Source organism: Brachybacterium fresconis (genome assembly GCF_017876515.1).
GTDB classification, from domain to species: Bacteria; Actinomycetota; Actinomycetes; order Actinomycetales; family Dermabacteraceae; genus Brachybacterium; species Brachybacterium fresconis.
The window spans coordinates 2,238,895-2,259,294 of record NZ_JAGIOC010000001.1 but is presented as its reverse complement, the minus strand read 5'-3'; the positions used below and the strand labels follow the sequence as shown (position 1 = coordinate 2,259,294).

Annotated in this window: 18 protein-coding genes; 8 read left to right on the top strand and 10 right to left on the bottom strand. The window is 72.8% G+C overall.

Going from position 1 to position 20,400, the window contains the following annotated elements; all coding sequences use genetic code 11:
- Positions 1-6: 6 nt before the first annotated feature.
- The 3 genes from JOF44_RS20975 to JOF44_RS10165 all read right to left on the bottom strand — a co-directional run bounded on the left by JOF44_RS20975 (position 7) and on the right by JOF44_RS10165 (position 3,448).
- On the bottom strand, positions 7-1,005 hold the full coding sequence (locus tag JOF44_RS20975; RefSeq protein WP_209890553.1) for a hypothetical protein: 999 nt from the start codon (positions 1,003-1,005) through the stop codon (positions 7-9).
- A gap of 103 nt (positions 1,006-1,108) precedes the next feature.
- Entirely contained in the window at positions 1,109-2,419 is a 1,311-nt protein-coding gene (locus tag JOF44_RS10170) for an MFS transporter (RefSeq protein WP_209890550.1), read from the bottom strand.
- Positions 2,420-2,689: 270 nt separating this feature from the next.
- Positions 2,690-3,448: an SDR family NAD(P)-dependent oxidoreductase gene (locus tag JOF44_RS10165; protein WP_209890547.1), complete on the bottom strand. Its 759-nt coding sequence runs from the start codon at positions 3,446-3,448 to the stop codon at positions 2,690-2,692.
- Positions 3,449-3,534: 86 nt separating this feature from the next.
- On the opposite strand from JOF44_RS10165, the gene JOF44_RS10160 reads away from it, so the two are divergent.
- Positions 3,535-4,149 carry a TetR/AcrR family transcriptional regulator gene (locus JOF44_RS10160; protein ID WP_209890544.1) on the top strand — a complete coding sequence of 205 codons (615 nt, stop codon included), beginning with the start codon at positions 3,535-3,537 and terminating at the stop codon, positions 4,147-4,149.
- Positions 4,150-4,278: 129 nt separating this feature from the next.
- Here JOF44_RS10160 and JOF44_RS10155 read toward each other — a convergent pair whose 3' ends face one another.
- Together JOF44_RS10155 and JOF44_RS10150 are read right to left on the bottom strand one after the other, a co-directional pair.
- On the bottom strand, positions 4,279-5,775 hold the full coding sequence (locus JOF44_RS10155) for a dicarboxylate/amino acid:cation symporter (protein WP_209890542.1): 1,497 nt from the start codon (positions 5,773-5,775) through the stop codon (positions 4,279-4,281).
- Between the two features lie 111 nt (positions 5,776-5,886).
- Complete coding sequence (locus JOF44_RS10150) at positions 5,887-6,297, bottom strand: VOC family protein (protein ID WP_209890539.1); 411 nt, start codon at positions 6,295-6,297, stop codon at positions 5,887-5,889.
- Positions 6,298-6,569: 272 nt separating this feature from the next.
- On the opposite strand from JOF44_RS10150, the gene JOF44_RS10145 reads away from it, so the two are divergent.
- Both JOF44_RS10145 and JOF44_RS10140 read left to right on the top strand, forming a co-directional pair.
- Positions 6,570-7,871 (top strand): hypothetical protein, encoded by a 1,302-nt coding sequence (locus JOF44_RS10145; RefSeq protein ID WP_209890537.1) that lies wholly within the window; start codon positions 6,570-6,572, stop codon positions 7,869-7,871.
- A 215-nt stretch (positions 7,872-8,086) separates the two neighbouring features.
- Positions 8,087-11,581: a DNA polymerase III subunit gamma and tau gene (locus JOF44_RS10140; protein WP_209890535.1), complete on the top strand. Its 3,495-nt coding sequence runs from the start codon at positions 8,087-8,089 to the stop codon at positions 11,579-11,581.
- An 18-nt stretch (positions 11,582-11,599) separates the two neighbouring features.
- Here JOF44_RS10140 and JOF44_RS10135 read toward each other — a convergent pair whose 3' ends face one another.
- Positions 11,600-12,232, bottom strand: coding sequence for a transcriptional regulator (locus JOF44_RS10135; RefSeq protein ID WP_209890533.1), 633 nt, complete (start codon positions 12,230-12,232; stop codon positions 11,600-11,602).
- Positions 12,232-12,654: a DNA-binding protein gene (locus tag JOF44_RS10130; protein ID WP_245348915.1), complete on the bottom strand. Its 423-nt coding sequence runs from the start codon at positions 12,652-12,654 to the stop codon at positions 12,232-12,234. Before JOF44_RS10130 ends, JOF44_RS10135 begins: the two co-directional genes overlap by 1 nt.
- 55 nt (positions 12,655-12,709) lie before the next feature.
- Between JOF44_RS10130 and JOF44_RS10125 the strand changes: the two genes are divergently transcribed.
- Both JOF44_RS10125 and JOF44_RS10120 read left to right on the top strand, forming a co-directional pair.
- Entirely contained in the window at positions 12,710-14,098 is a 1,389-nt protein-coding gene (locus JOF44_RS10125; protein ID WP_209890531.1) for a PEP/pyruvate-binding domain-containing protein, read from the top strand.
- Positions 14,095-14,715: a histidine phosphatase family protein gene (locus JOF44_RS10120; RefSeq protein WP_209890530.1), complete on the top strand. Its 621-nt coding sequence runs from the start codon at positions 14,095-14,097 to the stop codon at positions 14,713-14,715. The genes JOF44_RS10125 and JOF44_RS10120 overlap by 4 nt, the downstream gene beginning before the upstream one ends.
- A 22-nt stretch (positions 14,716-14,737) precedes the next feature.
- Here the strand turns inward: JOF44_RS10120 and JOF44_RS10115 are convergent, their stop codons facing one another.
- Positions 14,738-15,259 (bottom strand): GyrI-like domain-containing protein, encoded by a 522-nt coding sequence (locus tag JOF44_RS10115; RefSeq protein WP_342591746.1) that lies wholly within the window; start codon positions 15,257-15,259, stop codon positions 14,738-14,740.
- Between the two features lie 117 nt (positions 15,260-15,376).
- Complete coding sequence (locus tag JOF44_RS10110; RefSeq protein WP_209890525.1) at positions 15,377-15,700, bottom strand: 2Fe-2S iron-sulfur cluster-binding protein; 324 nt, start codon at positions 15,698-15,700, stop codon at positions 15,377-15,379.
- 316 nt (positions 15,701-16,016) lie between these two features.
- On the opposite strand from JOF44_RS10110, the gene JOF44_RS10105 reads away from it, so the two are divergent.
- Entirely contained in the window at positions 16,017-16,316 is a 300-nt protein-coding gene (locus tag JOF44_RS10105; RefSeq protein ID WP_209890523.1) for a glutaredoxin family protein, read from the top strand.
- A gap of 144 nt (positions 16,317-16,460) precedes the next feature.
- Here the strand turns inward: JOF44_RS10105 and JOF44_RS10100 are convergent, their stop codons facing one another.
- Complete coding sequence (locus JOF44_RS10100) at positions 16,461-17,813, bottom strand: glycoside hydrolase family 125 protein (RefSeq protein WP_209890521.1); 1,353 nt, start codon at positions 17,811-17,813, stop codon at positions 16,461-16,463.
- Between the two features lie 202 nt (positions 17,814-18,015).
- Between JOF44_RS10100 and recR the strand changes: the two genes are divergently transcribed.
- Both recR and JOF44_RS10090 read left to right on the top strand, forming a co-directional pair.
- Positions 18,016-18,609: a recombination mediator RecR gene (gene recR, locus JOF44_RS10095; RefSeq protein ID WP_209890519.1), complete on the top strand. Its 594-nt coding sequence runs from the start codon at positions 18,016-18,018 to the stop codon at positions 18,607-18,609.
- Between the two features lie 20 nt (positions 18,610-18,629).
- Positions 18,630-20,342: a hypothetical protein gene (locus JOF44_RS10090; protein ID WP_209890517.1), complete on the top strand. Its 1,713-nt coding sequence runs from the start codon at positions 18,630-18,632 to the stop codon at positions 20,340-20,342.
- Positions 20,343-20,400 lie beyond the last annotated feature (58 nt).

Sequence of the window (20,400 nt, the reverse complement as noted above, 5' to 3'; positions counted from 1 at the left end):
GTGGGATCAGCCCAGCTGAGCCGGACCGGCCAGCTCCGCGTCCGCTTCGGCGGCGGAGCGACGCTCCGAGCGCCGGTCCCGGAGCTCGTCGGCGTGGTCGGACGGCGCCGCCGGCGCGGACAGCGTCCGTGCCGCCGGCGCCAGACCGGTGAACTGGCCGCCGGTCCCGCCGCGCACACGGTTCCCGGCGCCGGTCGGTGCGGCGTCGTTGCCCTCGCCGCGGAGTTCCCCGCGGATGATGTTCCCGGTGACGTCCACCGCCCCGGTGCTGTTCTCGATCAGCACGTCCGCGCCGAAGTAGTTCATGCCCGAGCAGTCGAGCAGATCCATGCCGGTGCCGATCTGGACCCTCTGGTTCCCGTGGAAGCCGGCGTCCCCGTCGACCTCGCTCTCGCAGATCGCGGTGCCCTCCAGGCTGCCTGTGATGCTGAGGTCGCCGGCGAGGGTCGCGTCGACGATGTCGGTGTAGACCGTGCCGTCCGTGGTCAGGTCCCCGGCGATCTCCGCGGTCTCCAGGTGCACCACTCCGTGCGCGACGTCCACGGCGTCGGAGAACGTGGTGTCGTAGGAGTACAGGAACGGCTCGGCCTCCGCGGGGCCCTCTGACCGGAGGGTACCGCTGACCACGGAGTCCTCGAGGTAGATGCCGTACCCGGATGTGCTGGTCAGCGTTCCGTCGACAGCGGTTGCGGTGGCATCGACGTAGCCGTCGGGCGCGACGTCGACGTCGCCGTGGAAGGTGGTGTCGTCGACCACGAGGTCGGCGTCGGACTCGACGCGGGTGGTGCCGTCGACCGTCACGCCGTCGAGGACGCACGAGGTGCCCTCGGCGACCACGAGATCCCCGGGCACGGTCACGTCAGCGGCCTCTCCGCTGCAGTAGGTGGTCAGCGCCGCCGAGGCGGGGCCGGCGCCGAGGGCGAAACCCGCGGAGGCCAGGGCGACCGTGGACAGGGCGAGGACGGATCGGGACAGGGTGGGCACGGATCGGGACAGCACGGGCACGTCGAGCTCCTTCGCTCGCTCCGCGGCGACTCGCCGGGAGGGGATCAGGTGACTGGGTCCGCCAGGGAGCGTAGCCGTGATGTGATCCCGACTGCAAACCCTTTCACCTCGGGTCGGCCTGCTCCGCGAGCAACGGTGTGCCCTGCGGGAGGTCGTCCCCGGCGGCGGAGGGCGTCGCCCCGTCCCGGCAGCCCACCGCGTTGACCAGTGCCGCGAGGACCACGAGACCGGCGGCTCCGACCGGCATCCACATGGACGCCTGCGAGCCGTCCTGCTCGGCGACCGCTCCGGTCAGGGCGGAGGCGGCGGACTGGCCGACGATCGTGGCCGAGCCCAGCATCGACATCACCGTCGCCGACCGTCCCTGCGGGCTGCGCTCCGCCGCGAGGCTGTACAGGGTCACGATGGTGGGTCCGATCCCGATGCCGGCGACGGCCATCGCCGCGATGACGCCGCCGAGTCCGCCGGCGAGACTGAAGGCGATCATCGAGGCGAGCATCAGCGCGGAGAACACCAGCCAACGGGCCCGCAGGCGGAACCGCTCGGGGAACAGCGAGATGCTGAGGGCGAGGATCGTCGAGCCCACGCCCATCACCCCGTAGACCAGACCCGCGGAATCGCCGCGCCCGGAATCGGACAGGAAGGCCGTCAGCGAGGTGAGGACGGTGCCGAAGAAGAGCCCCACGCCGAGGGCGCCCGCGACGACCACCAGCACGCCGAGGGTGGCCAGCTCCCGTGCCGGCGCCTGGGCGACCGGCTCGTCGGCGCTGGGGACGCTGATCCGGGCGGTGGGGTGCAGGGCGAAGGCGGTGACGAACAGCAGCGTGAGCACCGCGGCGCCGATCATGGGGGCGGCCGGGCTCATGGTGGTCGCGAGCAGGCCCACCACGATGGGACCGAACACGAAGGCGGTCTCGTCGGCCGCAGACTCGTAGCCCATGGTGGCGTTGAGGCTGCGGGCACGGCGCCCTGCGGGCAGGCGGGTGAGGATCAGCTGCACCAGGCGGCTGCGGGAGAAGGGCCCGATCTGCGGAGAGGTGGCCCCGACGAGGAAGCCGGTGAGCAGGACGAAGGCATCGGGCAGGGAGCTGAAGGCGACCGCCGCGATCGCGAGCAGCGCCAGGGAGTTCGCGATCCCGGCGGCCAGGATCACGGTGCGCTGGCCGATGCGGTCGGCGGCGGCGCCGAGCAGGGGGCCGACGATCGCCGCACCGAGGCCGACGGCCGCGGCGTTCATGCCGCCCAGAGCGATCGAGTCGCGGGCGGCGACGACGAGGGTGAGAGTGCCGACGACCATCATGGCGAAGGGGAACCGCGCGATGAAGGCGATCGGGAAATAGGCGGTGCCCGCGGCGCGACGCAGGGTCGGGGAGGACTGCTGCGGGGCGGGGGCTGTCGTCTGCTGCGTGGACATCGAGACTCCGGACGGTGGGTGCCGCCTTGGACGGTCCACACCGTGGACCCGAGGTAGATGCACTGCGGAGGCCCGGGGATCCGGGCCGATCTGACAGGGTCACTCTAGGGTCGGTCCGCGGGCTCGGCCAGGGATCCCGGGCCGGTGGTGCGCGGATTCACCAGGCCCCTTCATCTCGCCTGCGCGGCGCCCGGCGTGCCTCCCCAGGCAGCGGGCACGGGGCACATTCCATGCAGCATGTGCGGTGTCCGGTGTGACCTCGGGGCGGGGTTACCAAGGGACCCGCGTCCCGTCCCAGGACCAGAGAGCTCCGGTCGGGCCGTCATCGGGAAGGAGCGCGAGACGGACGGCCCCTGCGGCCGCTTCGGCAGGATCGCCCCCGCCGGTGGCGCCGGCGACCAGGTTCGTCCGGCGCCGACCCGGTGCGAGCGCGTTGACCTTGACGCCATCGCCCAGGGCCTGTGCGGTGAGGAGCGTGACGGCGTTGACCGCGGTCTTGGAGCTTCGGTAGGCAAGGCCTCCGCCAGCGACCTGTGCCCAGTCGAACTGGGGGTTCGGGCTGCTGTTCCAGGTCAGTGAGCCCGTTCCGCTGGAGATGTTGACGATGCGGGGGTGCGCCGACCGGTGGAGCGCGGGGAGCGCGCTCTGCGTGACGGTGATGAGGCCGAAGACATTGGTCTCGTAGGCGACTCGCAGCTGCTCGAGGTCCGTGCCGGTGATGTCGTCGCCGCCGGGATTCACCCCCGCGTTGTTGACGAGGATGTCGAGGTCGCCGATCTGCTCCACGGCCGCGCTCACCGATGCCGGATCGGTGACGTCCAGTTCGACGACGCCCGCGACCGGACCCAGCTCTCGCGCCGCTCGGTGCCCCCTGGCGAGATCGCGCGCGCTGATCCAGACGGAGATGCCGCGGTCGGTCAGCTGTCGGGCGACCTCGAATCCGATGCCGCTGTTGCCGCCTGTCACCAGTGCTGTCACATCCGCCCCGGGTGGGACGGTCCCCTCGGGGAGACGATCGATCCGATCCATGAGAAACCTCCAACTCCAACGATGTGGTTGGAGATGTTACGCCTCGGCTCCGCGAATTCCAACCCTTCGGTTGGTAACCTGGCGGCATGGCGTGGGATACGGAGAGGACGCGGCGACGGCTCCGCGATGCGGCCCTGGTCGAGTTCGCGGCTCGCGGCTTCGACGGCACCACGGTGGCGGCCATCGCGGCCCGGGCCGGGGTGAACAAGGAGCGTCTCTACAGCTACTTCGGGGACAAGAGGGCGCTGTGGGAGCTCGTGCTGGCGACGGAGCTGGAACGGCTCGCCGCGGCCGTCGAGCTGTCCGACGTGGGCCTGGAGGACATCGGGGAGTTCGCCGGGGCGACCTTCGACTATCACGCGGCCCGGCCGGAGCTCGGGCGGCTCCTGCAGTGGGAGGGGTTGCAGGACGGCGAGCCCGCCGACGTCGCGCGACGCACCGCGCACTACCGCGAGAAGGTGGAGCGGTTCGCGGCTGCCCAGCGGGAGGGCGTCCTCGATCGCTCCCTCGATCCCGCGCATCTCGTCTTCGCACTGATCGCCCTTGCCGCCTGGTGGCAGACCGTGCCGCAGCTGGCCGAGATGATCACCGGAGGTGCGCCGGACGATCAGCAGGAGCGCGCTCGTCGCCGCCGGTTCGTCGTCGACGCGGCACGACGGATCGCCTCCCCGGTCTCACCGGATCACCACGAGTCCCCCTAGGACGGCGGCGTCGTCCGGCAGCGAGAACGCCCTGGGCCCTCGACGACGACGTCGTCGAAGGCCCAGGGCATCGTGCAGCGAGCGGTGCCGATTCCGGACTGGCGGTCGAGGTCGGTCCGGGGGCGCCGGTCACACGGAGGCGGTCTGCTTGTCGCGCTCCCCGTCGTCCGCGTTGCCGTCGGCCGGGGCGGGATCGTCCGGCGAGGCGGAATCCGCATCGGCATCCTGGGCCTGCTCGGCCTGCTCGGCCTGGATCGCCTGGAAGGACGTGCGGCGGGCGGCGTCGTAGGCCTTCTGGTCCAGGATCTTCTCGCGCTTGGCGACGATCGTGGGCACCAGGGCCTGACCGGTGACGTTCAGAGCCGTGCGGCCCATGTCGAGGATCGGGTCGACGGCCAGCAGCAGGCCGACGCCCTCGAGCGGCAGGCCCAGGGTGGACAGCGTCAGGGTGAGCATGACGACCGCGCCGGTCATGCCGGCGGTCGCGGCCGAACCCAGCACCGAGACCAGCACGATGAGCAGGTAGTCGGTGATGCCCAGCGGCACCCCGTAGAAGTTCGCGACGAAGATCGCGGCCAGCGCGGGGTAGATCGCCGCGCAGCCGTCCATCTTGGTGGTCGCGCCCAGCGGGACCGCGAAGGAGGCGTAGTGGCTCGGCACGCCCATGCGCTCGGTGACCGTCTTGGTCATCGGCATGGTGCCGAGCGAGGAGCGGGAGACGAAGCCGAGCGAGGTCGCCGGCCACACGCCGCGGAAGAAGGAGCCGATGGACAGCCCGTTGGTCTTCAGCAGGATCGGGTAGACGATCAGCAGGACGATGAGCATGCCGATGTAGACGTCGGCCACGAACACGCCGAGCTGACCGATGGCGTCCCAGCCGTAGCTGGCCACCGCGTTGCCGAGCAGGCCGGCGGTGCCGATGGGTGCCAGGCGGATGACCCACCACAGCAGCTTCTGGACGATCTCCAGGGCGGAGCCGGTGAAGCGCAGGAAGGGTTCGGCCTTGGAGCCGACGGAGAGCACGGCGATGCCGACGGCGATCGAGATGACCAGGATCTGCAGCACGTTGAAGCTCAGGGACACCGAGCCGTCGTCGCCCACGCCGCCCTCGATGCCCAGGAAGTTCGAGGGGACCAGGCCGGTGAGGAAGTCCAGCCAGCTGCCCTGGGTGTCGGAGGCCTCGGCGGCATCCTGCGAGACGCCGGAGCCGACGCCGGGATCGGTCAGGGTGCCCAGGACGAGGCCGATCGACACCGCGATGAAGGAGGTGATCGCGAACCACAGCAGGGTCTTCCAGGCCAGGCGGGCCGCGTTGGTGACGTTGCGCAGGTTGGCGATCGAGGTGACGATCGCGAGGAAGATCAGCGGCGGGACCAGGGCCTTCAGCAGCGTCACGAAGATCGTGCCGACGGTGTCCAAGGTGGTGGTCAGCCAGTTGGGGCCCTCTGCGCCGTCCTCGCCGGCGCCGGGGACCGGGCCGATCTGGGCGGCGACGAGGCCGAGGGCCACGCCGAGGACGAGGCCGATCAGGACCTGCCAGCCGAAGGGGATGCGGACGATCGCGCGCAACGGGTTGCGCCGGCGCGCCGTGCCGTTCTGGGCGGGGGCGGTGGTTGGTGTGCTCACGGAGAGGAACGCTACGCCGTTGTCAGGGCGACATCAATGGCGCGGATTCAGGGTCACATAAGTCCAGCTTGGGGGTTGTGGGATGTGTCCGCAGGTGAGGTTGGGGCGGGGTCACTCGCCCGGCGCTCTCCAGGCTGCGCGCTCGGGCTCCGAGAGCAGCACGCAGAATTGGTTCCCCTCCGGGTCCGCCAGGGTCATCCAGCCGGAGCCGGGGCCGAAGAGCCCGCGATGATCGGCCACCTCCGTCGCACCTCGGCCGAGCAGCCAGGCGATCTCCTCTGCCTGCGGGCGCTCGCGGGGGCGGACGTCGAGGTGGATCCGCTTGGCCGGCAGCTCCTGGTCGGGGACCTCGAGGAAGAGGAGCGCGTGCCCGGTGTCGGGATCGTGGATAGCGCACTCGTCGTCGCCGGGCAGGTTCGGCTCCTCCGCATCCATCTCGTAGGCGAGGACCTCGCGCCACCACTCGCTGAGGGCGTAGGCGTCGTGGCAGTCGATGCTGGTGTGGGAGACGAAGACGCTCATCGGGACAGTCTTCGCGCCGGGGCATCACGGGTCAACGGATAATTCTGTCGGGGCTGTCGGGGCTGTCGGGGCTGTCGGGGCTGTCGGGGCTGTCGGGGCTGTCGGGGCTGTCGGGGCTGCCCGGGCCGCCGGGGCTGTTTGGTCCTGGCCCGGCGGTCGGAGCTCACGGGCCGGGCCGGAGGCTCCGGCATCGGCCGATCGGCCGATGCCGGCGCGAGGATCTCCGCCGTGCGTCCGATGTGCGGGACGGGCGCCGATGACACCGTGGTCTCATGCCCGATCGCCCCGCCCCGCTCGATACCGACCCCGTGCTCGATGACCACGTCGAGGATGCCGTCGAGCCGTCCGAGGGCTCGATCGACGGCCGCAGCGGAGATCCGGCCGGTGACCAGGCCGAGGAAACGATCGCCTTCGGCGATCGGGAACCCACGCGCTTCGCCGCCGACGTCGAGTACCGCGGTCGGGCGCAGGGACACGACTACCTGGTCCGGGTGTGGCACCGGTTCCTGGACAGCACGTTCACCGTGGCCCTGGACGGGGTCGAGCACGATCCCAAGGCGGAGGAGAAGGCGGTCCGCAGAGCCGGGGAAGAGAACGATGGGGCGAAGGAGGCAGCGCAGCAGGCGGAGAACGCCGCGATCGAGGAGCGTGCTGACGGTGACCGCGCCGACTCCGCCGCGACCGACAGCGATTCGACCGACTCCGCCGCTGCCGACGACGGCCTGCGGTTCCGGCTCGAGGAGAGCTTCACCGTCGTGCGCTGCACCGTCCGGCGCCCCGATGCGGAGGGGAAGCTCGCCGATGCGGAGGTCCTCTCGGTGCGCACGACGGGCCTGGGCGGCGCGGGGGAGGTGGACGTGCGCCACGGCCTCGAGCGCACGCTGCTGGTCCCGGCCGACGACAGTCCGTCGGCCGTTCGTGATCGGAAGCGCACGGCGCACCCGACCCGCTACGCCCTGCTCGCCGCGCTGACCCGGGCGGCCGGTCTCCTGCTGCCGCTGCTGGGTTTCGGGGCCTTGTTCAGCGGCCTGCTGGACCCCGTGAAGGAGTGGGTCGGGGCGCGGATCCGGCCGATCATCGAAGCGATCACGGAGTTCTTCGACCCGGTCCGGGAGTGGATCGCGGGGGCGCTGCGCCCGATCGGGGAGTTCCTCGACGCTCTGTTCGCGCCGGTGCAGGATTTCCTCGCCGCGATCTGGAGCCCGTTCGCGCAGGCGTGGAACTGGCTGACCGATCTGCTGTTCGGCTGGATCCCGGACCTCTCGCTGCCCGTCGACATTCCCCAGTGGGTGGTCGACGTGGCGGTGCCGGCGCTCGTGGTGCTGGTCGTGTTCGCCGTGACCTTCAGCAGCCTGCGCCATCGCCACGACAAGCTCGAGGCGACGCGTCAGGCCACCGATGTGGATCCAGGGTCCGGTGATGACGAGCAGGAGTCGGACGCCGAAAAGCCTGCGTCGGACGCCGAAAAGCCCGCGTCGGACGCCGAAGAGCGCGCGTCGGTCGACGAGGACCGGGTGTCCGCCTCCACGGACAGCAGATCGACCTTGAGCGGGACGCCGCGCCGGACGAGGTAGCGGAAATGCGGCAGGGCGCTGCTGCGGATCCCGTCGTCCCCGGCGCGCAGCAGCGTGACGCCCAGGGTGCGCACGGTGCCGACGGAGGTCAGGCGGTTCCAGGTCGCGTCACGCTCAGCGCACAGGGCTGCCGGGCGTCGACGGGATCCTTCCTCCACAGGATCTCTCCGTCCCCCACGGCGGGGATCGTCGGGCGCCTCGATTAGCCTGTACGGGTGGCCATCGCTCTGTACCGTCGTTACCGTCCCGAGTCCTTCGCCGAGGTGATCGGCCAGGACCATGTCACCACGCCGCTGCGGCGTGCGCTGCGCGCGGGACGGGTCGGCCACGCATATCTGTTCTCGGGCCCGCGCGGCTGCGGCAAGACCACCTCGGCCAGGATCCTCGCGCGCTGTCTGAACTGCGAGCAGGGGCCGACGGATGTCCCGTGCGGTCAGTGCGATTCCTGCCGTGACCTGGCGCGCGGCGGATCCGGCAGCCTCGATGTGGTCGAGATCGACGCGGCCAGCCACGGCGGTGTGGACGACGCCCGCGAGCTGCGCGAGCGCGCCTCCTTCGCGCCGGTGCGGGACCGCTACAAGGTGTTCATCATCGACGAGGCCCACATGGTCACCTCGGCTGGCTTCAATGCGCTGCTCAAGCTCGTCGAAGAGCCGCCGGAGCACGTGAAGTTCGTCTTCGCGACCACCGAGCCGGACAAGGTCATCGGCACCATCCGCTCGCGCACCCACCACTACCCCTTCCGGCTGATCCCGCCGCAGGTGCTCGCCCCCTACCTCGACGAGGTCTGCGCGGCCGAGGGCGTGGACGTCGGAGAGGGCGTGATGCCGCTGGTGGTGCGTGCCGGCGGCGGATCGGCCCGTGACTCCATGTCGGTGCTGGACCAGCTCATGGCCGGAGCGGGGGAGGACGGCCTGGATTTCCAGACCGCCATCGCCCTGCTCGGTTTCACCGACACCGCGCTGCTGGACAGCGCCATCACCGCCATCGCCGAGCGGGATGCCGCCTCTCTGTACGGGGCGGTCGAGCACGTGCTGGCCACCGGGCACGAGCCGCGCCGCTTCGTCGAGGACCTGCTGGAGCGGATGCGGGACCTGATCGTGCTGGCCGCCGTGCCGGACCGCGGTGCGGATCTGCTGCCGCAGGTCCCGGCCGACGAGCTCGAGCGCATGCGCGGCCAGGCGACGATGTTCGCCCCCGCTGATCTCTCGCAGTGCGGCGACCTGGTCCACGAGACGCTGTCGACGATGAGCGGGGCGACCTCGCCGCGCCTGCATCTCGAGCTGCTCGCCGCTCGGCTGGTGCTGCGCGATGAGCGGGCCGCTCTCGCCGCCCCGACCGACGGCGGCGGTTCTCGACCGGCTCCCGCCCAGGGCGGACGCGAGGGCGCTGCGGCGCCGACGGGCCGTGGTGGCCCGGCCCAGGGTGCTCCTCCGTCGGCGCCCGGCGGTGCCGGCGGGCGCGAGGAGGCCCGCCGCATCGCGCAGGAGAAGGCCGAGTCGTCCCGCCAGGCACGCTCCGGTCGCGCGCCGGACGCGGGCGAGGCCCCGCAGGACCCGGCACCGGTGCCGGCGGCGGGTGCCGCCGGTGCGGGCATCGCCGCCGGTGCCGCTGCTGGTCAGCAGGCCGATGCTGCTGCTCCGGAGGCGTCCCCGCCGCAGCAGCCATCGCACCCCCAAGCGCCCCAGCCTCAGGCGCCGCAGCCCCAGGAACCGCAGGCTCAGGCGCCGCAGCCCCAGGCGCCGCAGGCTCAGGCGCCGCAGCCCCAGGAACCGCAGGCTCAGGCACCGCAGGAGGCTCCCGGCACAGCCGGGCCCAGCGGCGGAGCCGGCGGGTTGGATCCCGACGAGGTGCGCTCGCACTGGTCCGCGATCCTCGACGAGCTCTCCCAGATCCGTCGGCCCAGCTGGGCGCTGATCTCCCAGAACGGCCACGTCCATGGCGCGCACGGCTCGACCCTGGTGATCGGGTTCCGCACCGAGGGTCTGCTGTCCGCCTTCCACCGCGGCACGGGTGCGGAGAACCTCGCCGACGCGGTGCGCCGCATCATGCACACGGACATCACCGTCGAGGCCGTCGTGGGGGAGGACCCCGGGCCGGGCGGTGGCGGCGGCAGCGGAGGATCCGGCCCGAGCGGCCCCGGACATCCTCAGGACACTGGCTCGCCCGGCGTCGGCCAGCAGGGCGGTGGGCCGCAGAGTGCTGATCAGCGGAGCCCCGGTCAGCAGGGCGCCGGCCAACAGGGCGCTGGCCAGCAGGGTGCCGGCCCGCAGGGCGGCGGCCCACCGGACGGCGGCCCCTCGGCCGGCCCGTCGACTGCCGACCGTCGCACCGGCGGACCGCAGGGCGACGACTCGCAGAGCCCGGGGGAAGAGCCCGCACCGGCCGCCCCGGCCACGACGCCGGCACCCTGGGGCGATGCCGTCTCCCAGATGGCGCCGTCCTCGCAGCCCCCGGCAACGCCACAGGAGGAGCAGCCGCCCTCCGCGGGGCAGCGCGCCTCGGAGCGCGCGATGCGCGCCGCCGCCCGCGCGTCCCAGCAGAATCGTGGTCCTGCGGACCCCGGCCCGGACCGGGTCGAGGACTTCCCGCCGGAACCGGATGATCCCTTCCCGCCCGATCCCCGGGAATCCTTCGAGCCCGAGCCCCGCAGCAGCGAGCCCTCCGCGGCGGCTCCGCGTCCGGGCAGCGCCCAGGAGGCACCGCAGGAGCGCAGGACGGGCCCGGCGCAGCACGGCCCCGGCGGCACCGGGCGCTGGTCCGATGCGCTCGCGCCGGATGCCGGAGCGCCCGCCGCGGCTCCGGGCCGGGCCGATCGACCGGCATCGGCAGGGTCCGCCACCGGCGCAGCCCCCGCCGACGCCGCGCCGGCGGCCGCCCCGCCCGCCACCACCGGCGCTTCGACCGGGGAACCACCCGTCGTCGACGACGAGGGACGCGACGCCCTGCCGCCGGAGGAGCCGCGCACCTACGGGCAGGCGGCGCTGAAGCGAGCGATCGCCGAGGGTCGAGTGGTCCGCTCCCGTCCCGCACAGAACACCACCGCCCAGGCGGCGACCGGTGCGACCGGTGGCGCCGTCGTCGCCTCGGCCCCGGAACCCTCCGGGCTGGGGTCTGCCGTCTCCGCCGCCTCCCCGGGAATGGCCCCCTCGCCGTCCCCGGCAGCACCCACCGCGTCGGCGGCGCCTGGTGCTGCTGCCTCCCCGGCTCCGACGGCGCCGTCGGCCGCTCCCGCGGCGACCGAGGATTCCGGGTCCTCCTGGGGCGCCGCCACCGCCGCTGCTCGGCAGGATCCCGCCGAGGAGCCCGGTGCCCACCCGGCACCCGCCTCGGCGTTCTCGGGGTCCGGGAACGTCGCAGAGTCCGCCAGCGCCCGGGCGGCGGCCTCCTGGGGAACGGCCGCGGTCGCCTCGGCACCGGCCCCGGAGGACACCTCGGCGCCCACCGCGGAGACCGTCTCGACCACCGCTCCGGCACGCAGCGGAGCAGCCCTCGTGCGAGAGGCGGCGCAGGCCTCGCGCACCGCCGGTCTGCGCTCGCGCAGCGCCCAGAGCGCGGCGGATCAGGAGGCGCCGGAGGCGGACCACACCGGCGGCGCGACCCGCGATGACGACGACGCCGTGGTCGCACAGCGCAACGGTCGCGAGATCATCGAGGCGGTGCTCGGCGGCAAGGTCCTCGAAGTCATCGACGAGACCGAGAGGTACTGAACCGCGCGGTGACCGAGCTCAGCCGGCGGATCGGTCGATGCCGAGCGTCGCCACCAGGTCCTCGTGCAGCTCGAACCACACCCGATGGCAGGATTCCACCGCGCTGCCGTCGACCCAGCTCGGCTGACCCTCCCGCGCCCGCTCCAGGGCCGTCGAGAACCTCACGTCGTATCCCTCGAAGCGCTCGAGGAGGCCGCCCAGCCGGGCCGCGATCGGACCCAGGGCGCGTTCGATGCTCGTCAGCTCGTCCAGGATCCGCTCGTCCCATGCCGCATCTACATGGTCGTTCTGCGCGAACGGGTCCTGGTCGGTCGGCCGCAGCTGCCACGCGGTGCACGCCTCCACCAGGCGCGCATTCCACGGCAGGAACTCGTGGTGCACCTCCTGGAGCACCTGCCTGCCGCCGACGGTCTCGAGCTCGACGGTGAGCAGCCGTTCGTTCTCCGTGCGTCCCGCCGCCGTCAGCGACCATCCTCCGAGGTCGGCGAACCGCGCGAAGCTGACCGCCCCCCGCTGCTCGTAGCCGCTGAGACGATCCGCCGTCCGGAACGGATCCAGGCCGAAACGCTCCGCCACCTCGAGCGTGTCCGCGAAACCGCGCAGGCGCACACCGTGCAGCACGAGCAGCTCGGGGCAGGAGGCGGCGCTCATCATCCGGTCTCCCGGCGGGCGGCCAGGCGCGTGAAGTGCTGCTGGCAGGCCTGCGGCGAGTTGAACCCCATGGCGGCGGCGATCTGAGCCCAGGTGAGACCGGCGGCGCGCGCCGTGAACAGCAGGCCGGACTCCAGCCCATCCACCTCCGCACGGGCCGACGGCATCAGCGCCAGCGCGCTGAGCAGGTCCTCCGGGGCGGCCTCCTGCGACCTCCACAGCGCGAGGTGGGCGAGATCCACCGCCGAGGCCGCCGCACGATCTGGGCGCCACGGGGGAGCGGGCAGGTCCTCCCCGCCGAGTCGCAGCAGGGGCTCGCGCGCCGCCTGCTCTCGGCGCGCCTGGGGATGGTCGCCGGGAATCGGGGGCGGTGCGCCGGCCGGATCATCCTGGTGCGAAGCGTCGTCGTTCTTGCGGGGCATGGCCCGATCCTGCATACTCAACGAAACATTGTCAACAAATAGTTGAGGCTGCGTGATGCTCGTTCCTCTGCGGGAGGCCGCCCCGGGCAGCTGCGGGGCGAAGGCTGCGACCCTCGGCGCCCTGCTGCGCGCGGGCCTGCCGGTGCCCGACGGGGGCGTCGTCCCCTTCGTGATGCAGCGGCGCGAGGGCGCGAGGTTCCCGGTCGGCGCGGTCCCGGGCTCGCGGGGGCAGTCGGCCGGAGAGCGGCCGGTGCGCGATGGGCCTCGTGCGGACCTGCGCGCGATGGTGGTCGAGGACCTGGGCGCACTCGCGGACGTCCCGGTCGCCGTGCGCTCCTCCGCGAGCGGGGAGGACTCGGTGGCCTCCTCCGCCGCCGGCCGCTACGACACCGTTCTCGGCGTGCAGGGAGCGGATGCGATCGCCGACGCGATCCGTCGCTGCTGGGCCTCGCTGACCTCCGCCCGGGCCCTGGACCCCTCGGCCCCGGCCGTGCCCGACGCGGACGCCGCGTCCCCGTCGATGGCCGTGATCATCCAGCCCCTGGTCGACGCCGAGGTCGCCGGGGTCCTGTTCACGCCGTCCCGACCCGACGGCACCACGCGGATCGAGGCGTCCTGGGGGCTGGGAGCTGCCGTCGTCGGCGGCGAGGTCACCCCCGACGTCTACGAGGTCGCCTCCGCGGAGACGGTGACCGCCCGGATCGCCGACAAGCGACGCCGCATCGACCGCGTCGGGGAGCACACCATCGCGCGCGAGGTCCCCGCCGCCCAGCGGACGGCGCCCTCTCTGGAGCCGGAGGGCGCGGTCGAGCTCGCGCGGCTGGGTCAGGAGGTCGCCGCCCTTCTCGGCGGCCCCCAGGACATCGAATGGGCTCTGTCGGGCGACGGATACCAGATCCTCCAGGCCCGTCCGATCACCGCGGAGCTGCCTCCGGCGGCGGCAGGCCCTGCGTCATCCGGGATGCGCGGGCTGCCGGATGAGCACGGACCGTCCGACGAGCACGGACCGTCGGGCGAGCACGGATCGTCCGGCGAGCACGGACCCTCGGGCGAGCGCGGGCCGTCCGGCGAGCGGGGACTGCGGGGCGGGTCGGAACTGCACGGTGAGCACGGCCTGCAGGGCACCCCGGGCAGCGCAGGGTGCATCACGGGCCCGGCGCGCATCGTCCGGGGTCCGGAGGACTTCTCCCGGGTGCGCGCCGGGGACGTGCTCATCTGCCCCTGGACCGATCCGGCCTGGACCCCGCTGCTGCGCCTGGCCGCCGGTATCGTGACCGAGGTCGGCGGGGCGCTGTCGCACGCCGCCATCATCGCGCGGGAGCAGCGCATCCCCGCCGTCCTCGGGGTCACCGGCGCGACGTCGATGCTCCGCGACGGGCAGTCGATCACGATCGACGGCGCCACCGGAACCCTCGACCTCGATCCGGGAGGATCCGCACGATGACCAGGTATCTCTATCTCGCGCGGCACGGTGACGCCGACGCGTTCGGGCAGCTCACCGACACCGGTCGGTCGCAGGCCTCCCTGCTGGGGCGCCGCCTCGCCCAGCTGCCCATCGACGTCGTGTGGCACTCGCCCCTGAAGCGCGCGGTCGACAGCGCCCGGGTGATCTCCCAGGAGCTGCCCGCGACGGTGCTCGTGGACGAGGCCGAGGAGCTCATCGACCACGTCCCCTACGTCCCGCCCGCCGAAGAGCTCTCCGCCTCCTGGGCCCCGCTCTTCGACGGCTGCGACGCCGAGGAGGCTGCCACGGGGCACGACCTCGCCGGCCGCCTGAGCGAACGCTTCGGCGCGCGATCCCTTGCCCGGCGCGGCGCGGAGGTCGGCGCCCGCGACACCCATGAGGTGCTGATCACCCACGCGTTCCAGATCGCCTGGCTGATCCGGGACGCCCTCGCGGCGCCCCCGGCGCGCTGGCTCGGATTGAACAGCGCCAATGCCGCGCTGACCATGATCGAGCATCGCGAGGGCCGTGACCCGGCGATCGTCCTGGTCAACGACATGTCCCACCTGCCGCGGGAGCTGCAGTGGACCGGGTTCCCGGGGGTCCGGCGCCCCTGAGGCGTTCGGCGCCCCCGAGGGGTCAGTCCCCCCGCGGCTCGAGCAGGCTGAACAGGTCGGTGCGCAGCGACGCGGGATTCGTGTCCGGGGACGGCGGGGTCACGTAGAACTCCCAGAACGGGTAGGTCATCTGCTCCTCGGACTCCCCGACGTCCTCGGTGAACGCACCCCAGCTCTCCGCCAGCCCGCCGTAGCCGCCGACGTGGCTGATCCAGGCCACCCGGCCGGCCGGCAGGACCGACGCGGTCACGTCGTACCCGCTGGGCAGGGTGATCGGCTCGGTCAGCGGGGTGTCCACGGGGAAGCCCACCTCGACGTCCGCGGTCGAGACCGGCGCACGGTGATGGAGGGCGAATGCCGGACCGATCGGGCGGATGCCCACCTCCTCCAGCGCGGAGACGAGGTGCGAGAAGGTCCCGTCCATCAGGGTCGACATGTCGTACATCGGGAAGTCGCGCCGGGTCACCACCGCGGTGGGGACCTCGGGGGCCTCGGTCACGGTGCAGGCGGTGGCCGGTTCCGCGGTGTCATAGGGAGGGGGCATCGACGACATCGTGCTGGTTCCTGTTCGGGGTCGCGAAAGGGCCGTGCATGGCGGACGGCCCGGCCCGACGGTACCCGTCCGGCGAGTGGCCGACCAGCAGGCTCTCGGGCCGTGAGCCTACATCGGCCCGATGGTGACCTCGGCGCCGGCCAGATCCTCGTCCCATTCCACCTGGCACGTCAGCCGGGAGGTGGGCTCCCGCTCGTCCTCGATCGTGTCCAGCACGTCCTCCTCGTCCTCCTGGATCTCGCCCGCCTTCTCGAAGGTGGCCCGGTCGAGGAAGGAGTGGCAGGTGGAGCAGGACGCGTTGCCGCCGCAGGTGGCCAGGATCGGGTAGCTGTTCGCGACGAGGCACTCCATCAGCGATTCGTCGTCCTCCCACGGCACGCCCTCGGCGCGGTTGCCCTCGCGGTCGATCACAGTGATCTCGATGCTGCTCATGGAATGTCCTCTCAGGCTGTGGCGGGCCCTCTTGGGCGGTGTCTGGGGTCCTGCTGGGGCGGGCGGGCCTGCGCGCCCGATGCCGACGACTGCGCGAGTCGTGATGGGCCGACGGGCAGCGCGCTCCGGGCTCCTCCCTGCACCGTAGCGGCTGGGTGCTGGGAGCGTCGATCACGACCGCGTCCGTCTCCGTGGAGCGGCGCAGGTCGCGGAGCGGCTACGTCGGCCCGACGGTGGGGAGCGACTCACCGGGAGCCACGCCGGGAACCGGATGGTCGGGAAACACGCCGCGACCCTGCCTGCGTAGCATGGAGCCATGACTGCTTCGGACGCCCAGGACACCCCGCACACGACATGGGACGTCGCCCGGTCCCTGATCGCCGACGACCACGCCGTCGTGCTGTGGAAGACCGATTGCGAATTTTCCCTCGCGCTGCTCGAGGAGCTGCGGGACCATCCGGCGATCACCTGGGTCGATGTGCACCGGGATGAAGCGGCGAATGCCGCGGTGCGCGAGCTCAACGACGGCAATGAGCTCACCCCGACCGTGCTGGTGGGGGAGCGGGTGCTGCGCAATCCCGGCGCCGAGGAGCTGCGCGCCCTGCTGCCGGGCTGATCGCCGCGCCCGAGGCAGACCAGGCCACCGCGGGGACTCGACGCTCCGTCGGGGCCCGCTCCGGCCCGCACGGCGGACGCCCGCCCGCGCCGGGGACCACCGCGGCGGACGCCCGCCCGCGCCGCGGACCACTGCGGCGGACCCTCAGACCCGCGCGGCGGCCTCGCGATGCACCCCGGCCAGGTCCAGGGCCAGCTCGCAGAACATCGAGTTGGACCAGGAGAACCAGGCGCGGGTGAAGACCGACGGGTCGTCGACGTGGACGCCCTCGTGCATCATCCCGGTGCCGCCGTCGGTGCGGATCAGCTGCTCGAGGATGGCCCGCTTCTCCGCCGCGTCATCGCTGGTGAGCCCCTCGACGTTCTTCGCGATCGGCCACACGTGGTCCGTCGGCGTGTGTGGCGAGCCGACCCCCGCCAGCTGCGAGCCCGCGTAGTAGTACGGGTTCTGGGGCGACAGCACCGCGGCGCGGGTGGCGAGATAGGTCGGATCATCGGCGGCGACGCACTCCAGGTACGGCAGGCCCAGCAGGCTCGGCACGTTGGCGTCGTCGAGGAAGACGTGCCCGCCCAGCCCGTCCACCTCGTACGCCCAGATCCGTTCGCCGCCCGGCCCGTCGACCAGCCCGTGCTGCTCCAGCGCCGCGCGGATCTCGGCGGCGAGCCGGCGCGCCTCGGCGGCGAGCTGCGGGGCGTCGTCGGCGTCGTCCCCCGCCCCCGCCACGTGCTCGAGCAGGTCGCCCAGACGGTCCAGCGCCAGCGCCAGGAAATGATTGCCGGGGATGTTGTACCCCAGCTCGCAGGCGTCGTCGCTGGGGCGGAACCCGGACCAGACCAGGCCGTTCGGCGCGGTCAGCGAGCCCTTTCCGTCCCGGACCAGGGTGTCCTGGGCGGGGCAGTCCGTGCGGCGGAAGAAGTAGCCCGAGCGCTCCTCGTGATGCTGCTCGGTGGCCACCGTGGCGAGGATCGCGCGGGCCGCGGGAAGGAACTGCCCGTCGGCCCAGGAGGTGTCCCCGGTCGCTTGCCAGAGCCGCCAGGCCAGGTCCGGGCCGTAGGAGAGCGAATCCAGCTCGAACTTGCGCTCCCACGCCCAGGGATCATCGAGATCCGTGTCGTCGCTGTCCCAATGGGAGGCATCCGGGGTGCGGTTGAACGCGTTGGCGTACGGATCGATGACGAGGTACTGCCAGTGCCGACGCAGCAGGCCGGCCAGCAGGTCCACCAGGACCGCGCGGTCCTCCTCGGTCCCCACCTCGGCGATCACCAGGCGCAGCAGCGGTGTCAGCTGGGCGGCGGAGTCCCGCAGCCACATGGCGGGGATGTCCCCGGTGATCACGAAGGTGGACCCGTCCGCCTCGGCGCTGACGGTGGTCTCCGCGGTGTTGCGCAGGTAGGAGACCACGCGGCGGGCGACCTCCTCGCGCTGAGGGGCGTCGCCGATGCCGCTGAGCACCCGCTCGTGCACGGCGTCGAGCAGGGTGTCAGGCAGCTGGACCATGGGTCTCCTCGTCGAGGTCGGGCTGTGCTTCCTTCAGGGTAGCCGGGTTCGTCACGACGATGGACATATTATTCAGGGCTGAGACGGACGCCGTCGCAGGGGGCGCCGCAGCGGCGGAGCGGGAGAGTCCGAACCGGTGACGTGCGCGGAGGCACGTCGGATCCGGCGTCCCCCGTCGGACGCGGGAACTACAGTTGTCCCCGTGTACGAAGGCATCGTCCAGGACCTCATCGACGAGCTCGGCAAGCTGCCGGGCATCGGCCCCAAGTCGGCGCAGCGGATCGCATTCCATCTGCTGGACGCCGACGAATCCTCTGTGCGCCGGCTCGCCGACGTGCTGGTCACCGTCAAGGACACGGTGCGCTTCTGCGAGGTCTGCGGCAATGTCTCGGCCGACGAGAAGTGCCGCATCTGCACCGACACCCGCCGCAGCGACGAGGTCATCTGCGTGGTCGAGGAGTCCAAGGACATCGTCGCGATCGAGAAGATCCGCGAGTTCAAGGGCCGCTATCACGTGCTCGGCGGGGCGATCGACCCGATCGGCGGCGTCGGCCCCAACGATCTGCGCATCACCCAGCTGATGAGCCGCCTCGGCTCCGGCGAGACCACCGAGGTGATCCTGGCGCTGGATCCGAACATCGAGGGGGAGGCCACCGCCGCCTACCTCTCGCGTCTGCTGGGCCCGCTCGAGCTGACCGTGACCCGCCTCGCCTCCGGCCTGCCCGTCGGCGGCGACCTCGACTACGCCGACGAGATGACGCTCGGCCGGGCCTTCCTGGGCCGTCGCACCATCTGAGAGCCGACCCCGGAACCCCGATGACCTCCCCGCCCTCGCGCCCGCTGCCGCCGCTGACGGACCTGCCGCCGCCGCGCGAGCTTCCCCGGGAGGAGACCCACCTGGTCCCTCCCCCCGAGATCATCGCCGAGTCCAAGCGTGCCCTGACCGGCCGCCTGCTGCGGATCTTCTGGGCCCCGGGACTGGTGCTCCTGGGCCTGTGGTACGTGCTGCTGATCCTGTATGTCACCGGCGCCTCGCCGACCTTCTGGTTCCTCTCGGGGCTGGCCGCGCTCGGGGATCCGATGTTCCTGCGCTCCGCCATCTCCTCTCTCGGGTTCAGCAGCAGCGGACTGTGGACCGCGTTCGGGCTGCTCCCGGTGGCCGCGACCGCGCTGAGCCTCGCCCTGGTCCCGCTCGCGCCCAGCGCGATCGCCGGCATGGACCCCCGCCGGTTCCTCAGCGAAGCCGGGTTCCAGGCCGCGGTCTCCACGCGCCTCACGGCGATCCTGATGCTCCCCCCGGTGCTGGTGGTGACGGCGCTGCCGCTGAGCGTCGCCCTCGGGGTGCCGCAGCCCTGGAGCGGACTGGGCGCCGGCCCGCTGATGGCGCTGTCCCTCGGCCTCGGGGCGATCCTGCTGGGCTGGGTGCTGGTGCGCCGCACGGTCAGCGCCCCGCGGGTGCTCGGCGTCGAATCGGCCACGACCCTCGACACCACCGGCCGCCTGGACCGGGACCTCGAGGTGCGCAGCGCCGCCGCGCGGCGAGCCCGCGCCCAGGACCGTCGGCACCTGCCGCCGAACCTCGGCACCCCTGCCTCGTCCGCGGCCCTGACGCCCCGTGGGGCGCTGCTCGCCCTGGGCCTCATCGCTCGGGCGAGCCTGACCTGGGTGGCGCCGGCTGCCGCCGGGCTCGGATGGCTCGTCTTCGGCATCGCCGATCTCGTGACCACCTTCAGCGGCATCACCCAGAGTGACCTCACGCAGGTCAGCTCCCCGCTGCACTGGCAGCTCGTCGCGATCGGCGCCCCGGTGGCCGGCCTGGTCGCACTCGGCGTCTCCCTCGCACCCGGCCTGGCGGTCCTGGCCGCGCAGAACCAGCGCGGACTCGTCATCGACGAGCGCACCTACACCTCCTGGGCGCATCGCGCCCGGGTGAACCCCTGGGAGGCCCGGGTGGTCTCGCTGACCGGCTGGTTCAGCGCCGTCCTGGCCCTGCTCGGCCTCGCCGTCACCGCCGTGCTGCTGGCGCTGCTGGGGGCGGCCACCCCCGTGGCCTGGGTGGGGATCGTCGCCGGCGCCGTGGTGCTGACGCCGTTGCTGGGGGCAGGTGCCTCCGCGGCGATGAAGAGCGGGCTGCGGGACGTCCTCTACGGCTCGGCCGGGAACTTCATGCGCCGCGAGACCCCGTACGCGCTGGTCGCGCCCGACCTCGGCACCCGCGCGCAGCGGGCGAAGGATCCTGCCGTGCGGGCCGCGCTGCGTCAGCGTCTGCAGGTCGAGGGCGGTGACCACACGCTGGCGATCTTCGACCTCGACGCCGCGGGGGAGCGGCTCTGGGTCGACGACGACGAGCCCGGGGCGCGGGATACCGCGGTGCGCGCGGCTGACCTCGCCCAGGGCAGGCTCCCCGATTTCGGCGGCGAGGGGTCGGCGCTGACCGGCGGGGACGGGCCCGAGGGCGGGTACCCGCGCGAGGAGCCGCCGGGACGCCACGAGATCCCCGACTCGGTCACGGGCCTGCGCAAGCGCTGAGGTGGCCGGCGGGGGCAGCGGAGACGCTGCGCGCCCGTCGGCCGTGGGGACGGATCGC

What these genes read in the sequence shown, in the direction of transcription:
- JOF44_RS10115 (WP_342591746.1), bottom strand. Translation starts at nt 15,259, where the DNA reads ATGCCCCCTCCCTATGACACCGCGGAACCGGCCACCGCCTGCACCGTG.
- JOF44_RS10170 (WP_209890550.1), bottom strand. Translation starts at nt 2,419, where the DNA reads ATGTCCACGCAGCAGACGACAGCCCCCGCCCCGCAGCAGTCCTCCCCG.
- JOF44_RS10100 (WP_209890521.1), bottom strand. Translation starts at nt 17,813, where the DNA reads ATGGTCCAGCTGCCTGACACCCTGCTCGACGCCGTGCACGAGCGGGTG.
- JOF44_RS10160 (WP_209890544.1), top strand. Translation starts at nt 3,535, where the DNA reads ATGGCGTGGGATACGGAGAGGACGCGGCGACGGCTCCGCGATGCGGCC.
- JOF44_RS10130 (WP_245348915.1), bottom strand. Translation starts at nt 12,654, where the DNA reads ATGCCCCGCAAGAACGACGACGCTTCGCACCAGGATGATCCGGCCGGC.
- JOF44_RS10110 (WP_209890525.1), bottom strand. Translation starts at nt 15,700, where the DNA reads ATGAGCAGCATCGAGATCACTGTGATCGACCGCGAGGGCAACCGCGCC.
- JOF44_RS10145 (WP_209890537.1), top strand. Translation starts at nt 6,570, where the DNA reads ATGCCCGATCGCCCCGCCCCGCTCGATACCGACCCCGTGCTCGATGAC.
- JOF44_RS10125 (WP_209890531.1), top strand. Translation starts at nt 12,710, where the DNA reads ATGCTCGTTCCTCTGCGGGAGGCCGCCCCGGGCAGCTGCGGGGCGAAG.
- JOF44_RS10105 (WP_209890523.1), top strand. Translation starts at nt 16,017, where the DNA reads ATGACTGCTTCGGACGCCCAGGACACCCCGCACACGACATGGGACGTC.
- JOF44_RS10120 (WP_209890530.1), top strand. Translation starts at nt 14,095, where the DNA reads ATGACCAGGTATCTCTATCTCGCGCGGCACGGTGACGCCGACGCGTTC.
- JOF44_RS10165 (WP_209890547.1), bottom strand. Translation starts at nt 3,448, where the DNA reads ATGGATCGGATCGATCGTCTCCCCGAGGGGACCGTCCCACCCGGGGCG.
- JOF44_RS10150 (WP_209890539.1), bottom strand. Translation starts at nt 6,297, where the DNA reads ATGAGCGTCTTCGTCTCCCACACCAGCATCGACTGCCACGACGCCTAC.
- JOF44_RS10135 (WP_209890533.1), bottom strand. Translation starts at nt 12,232, where the DNA reads ATGAGCGCCGCCTCCTGCCCCGAGCTGCTCGTGCTGCACGGTGTGCGC.
- JOF44_RS10090 (WP_209890517.1), top strand. Translation starts at nt 18,630, where the DNA reads ATGACCTCCCCGCCCTCGCGCCCGCTGCCGCCGCTGACGGACCTGCCG.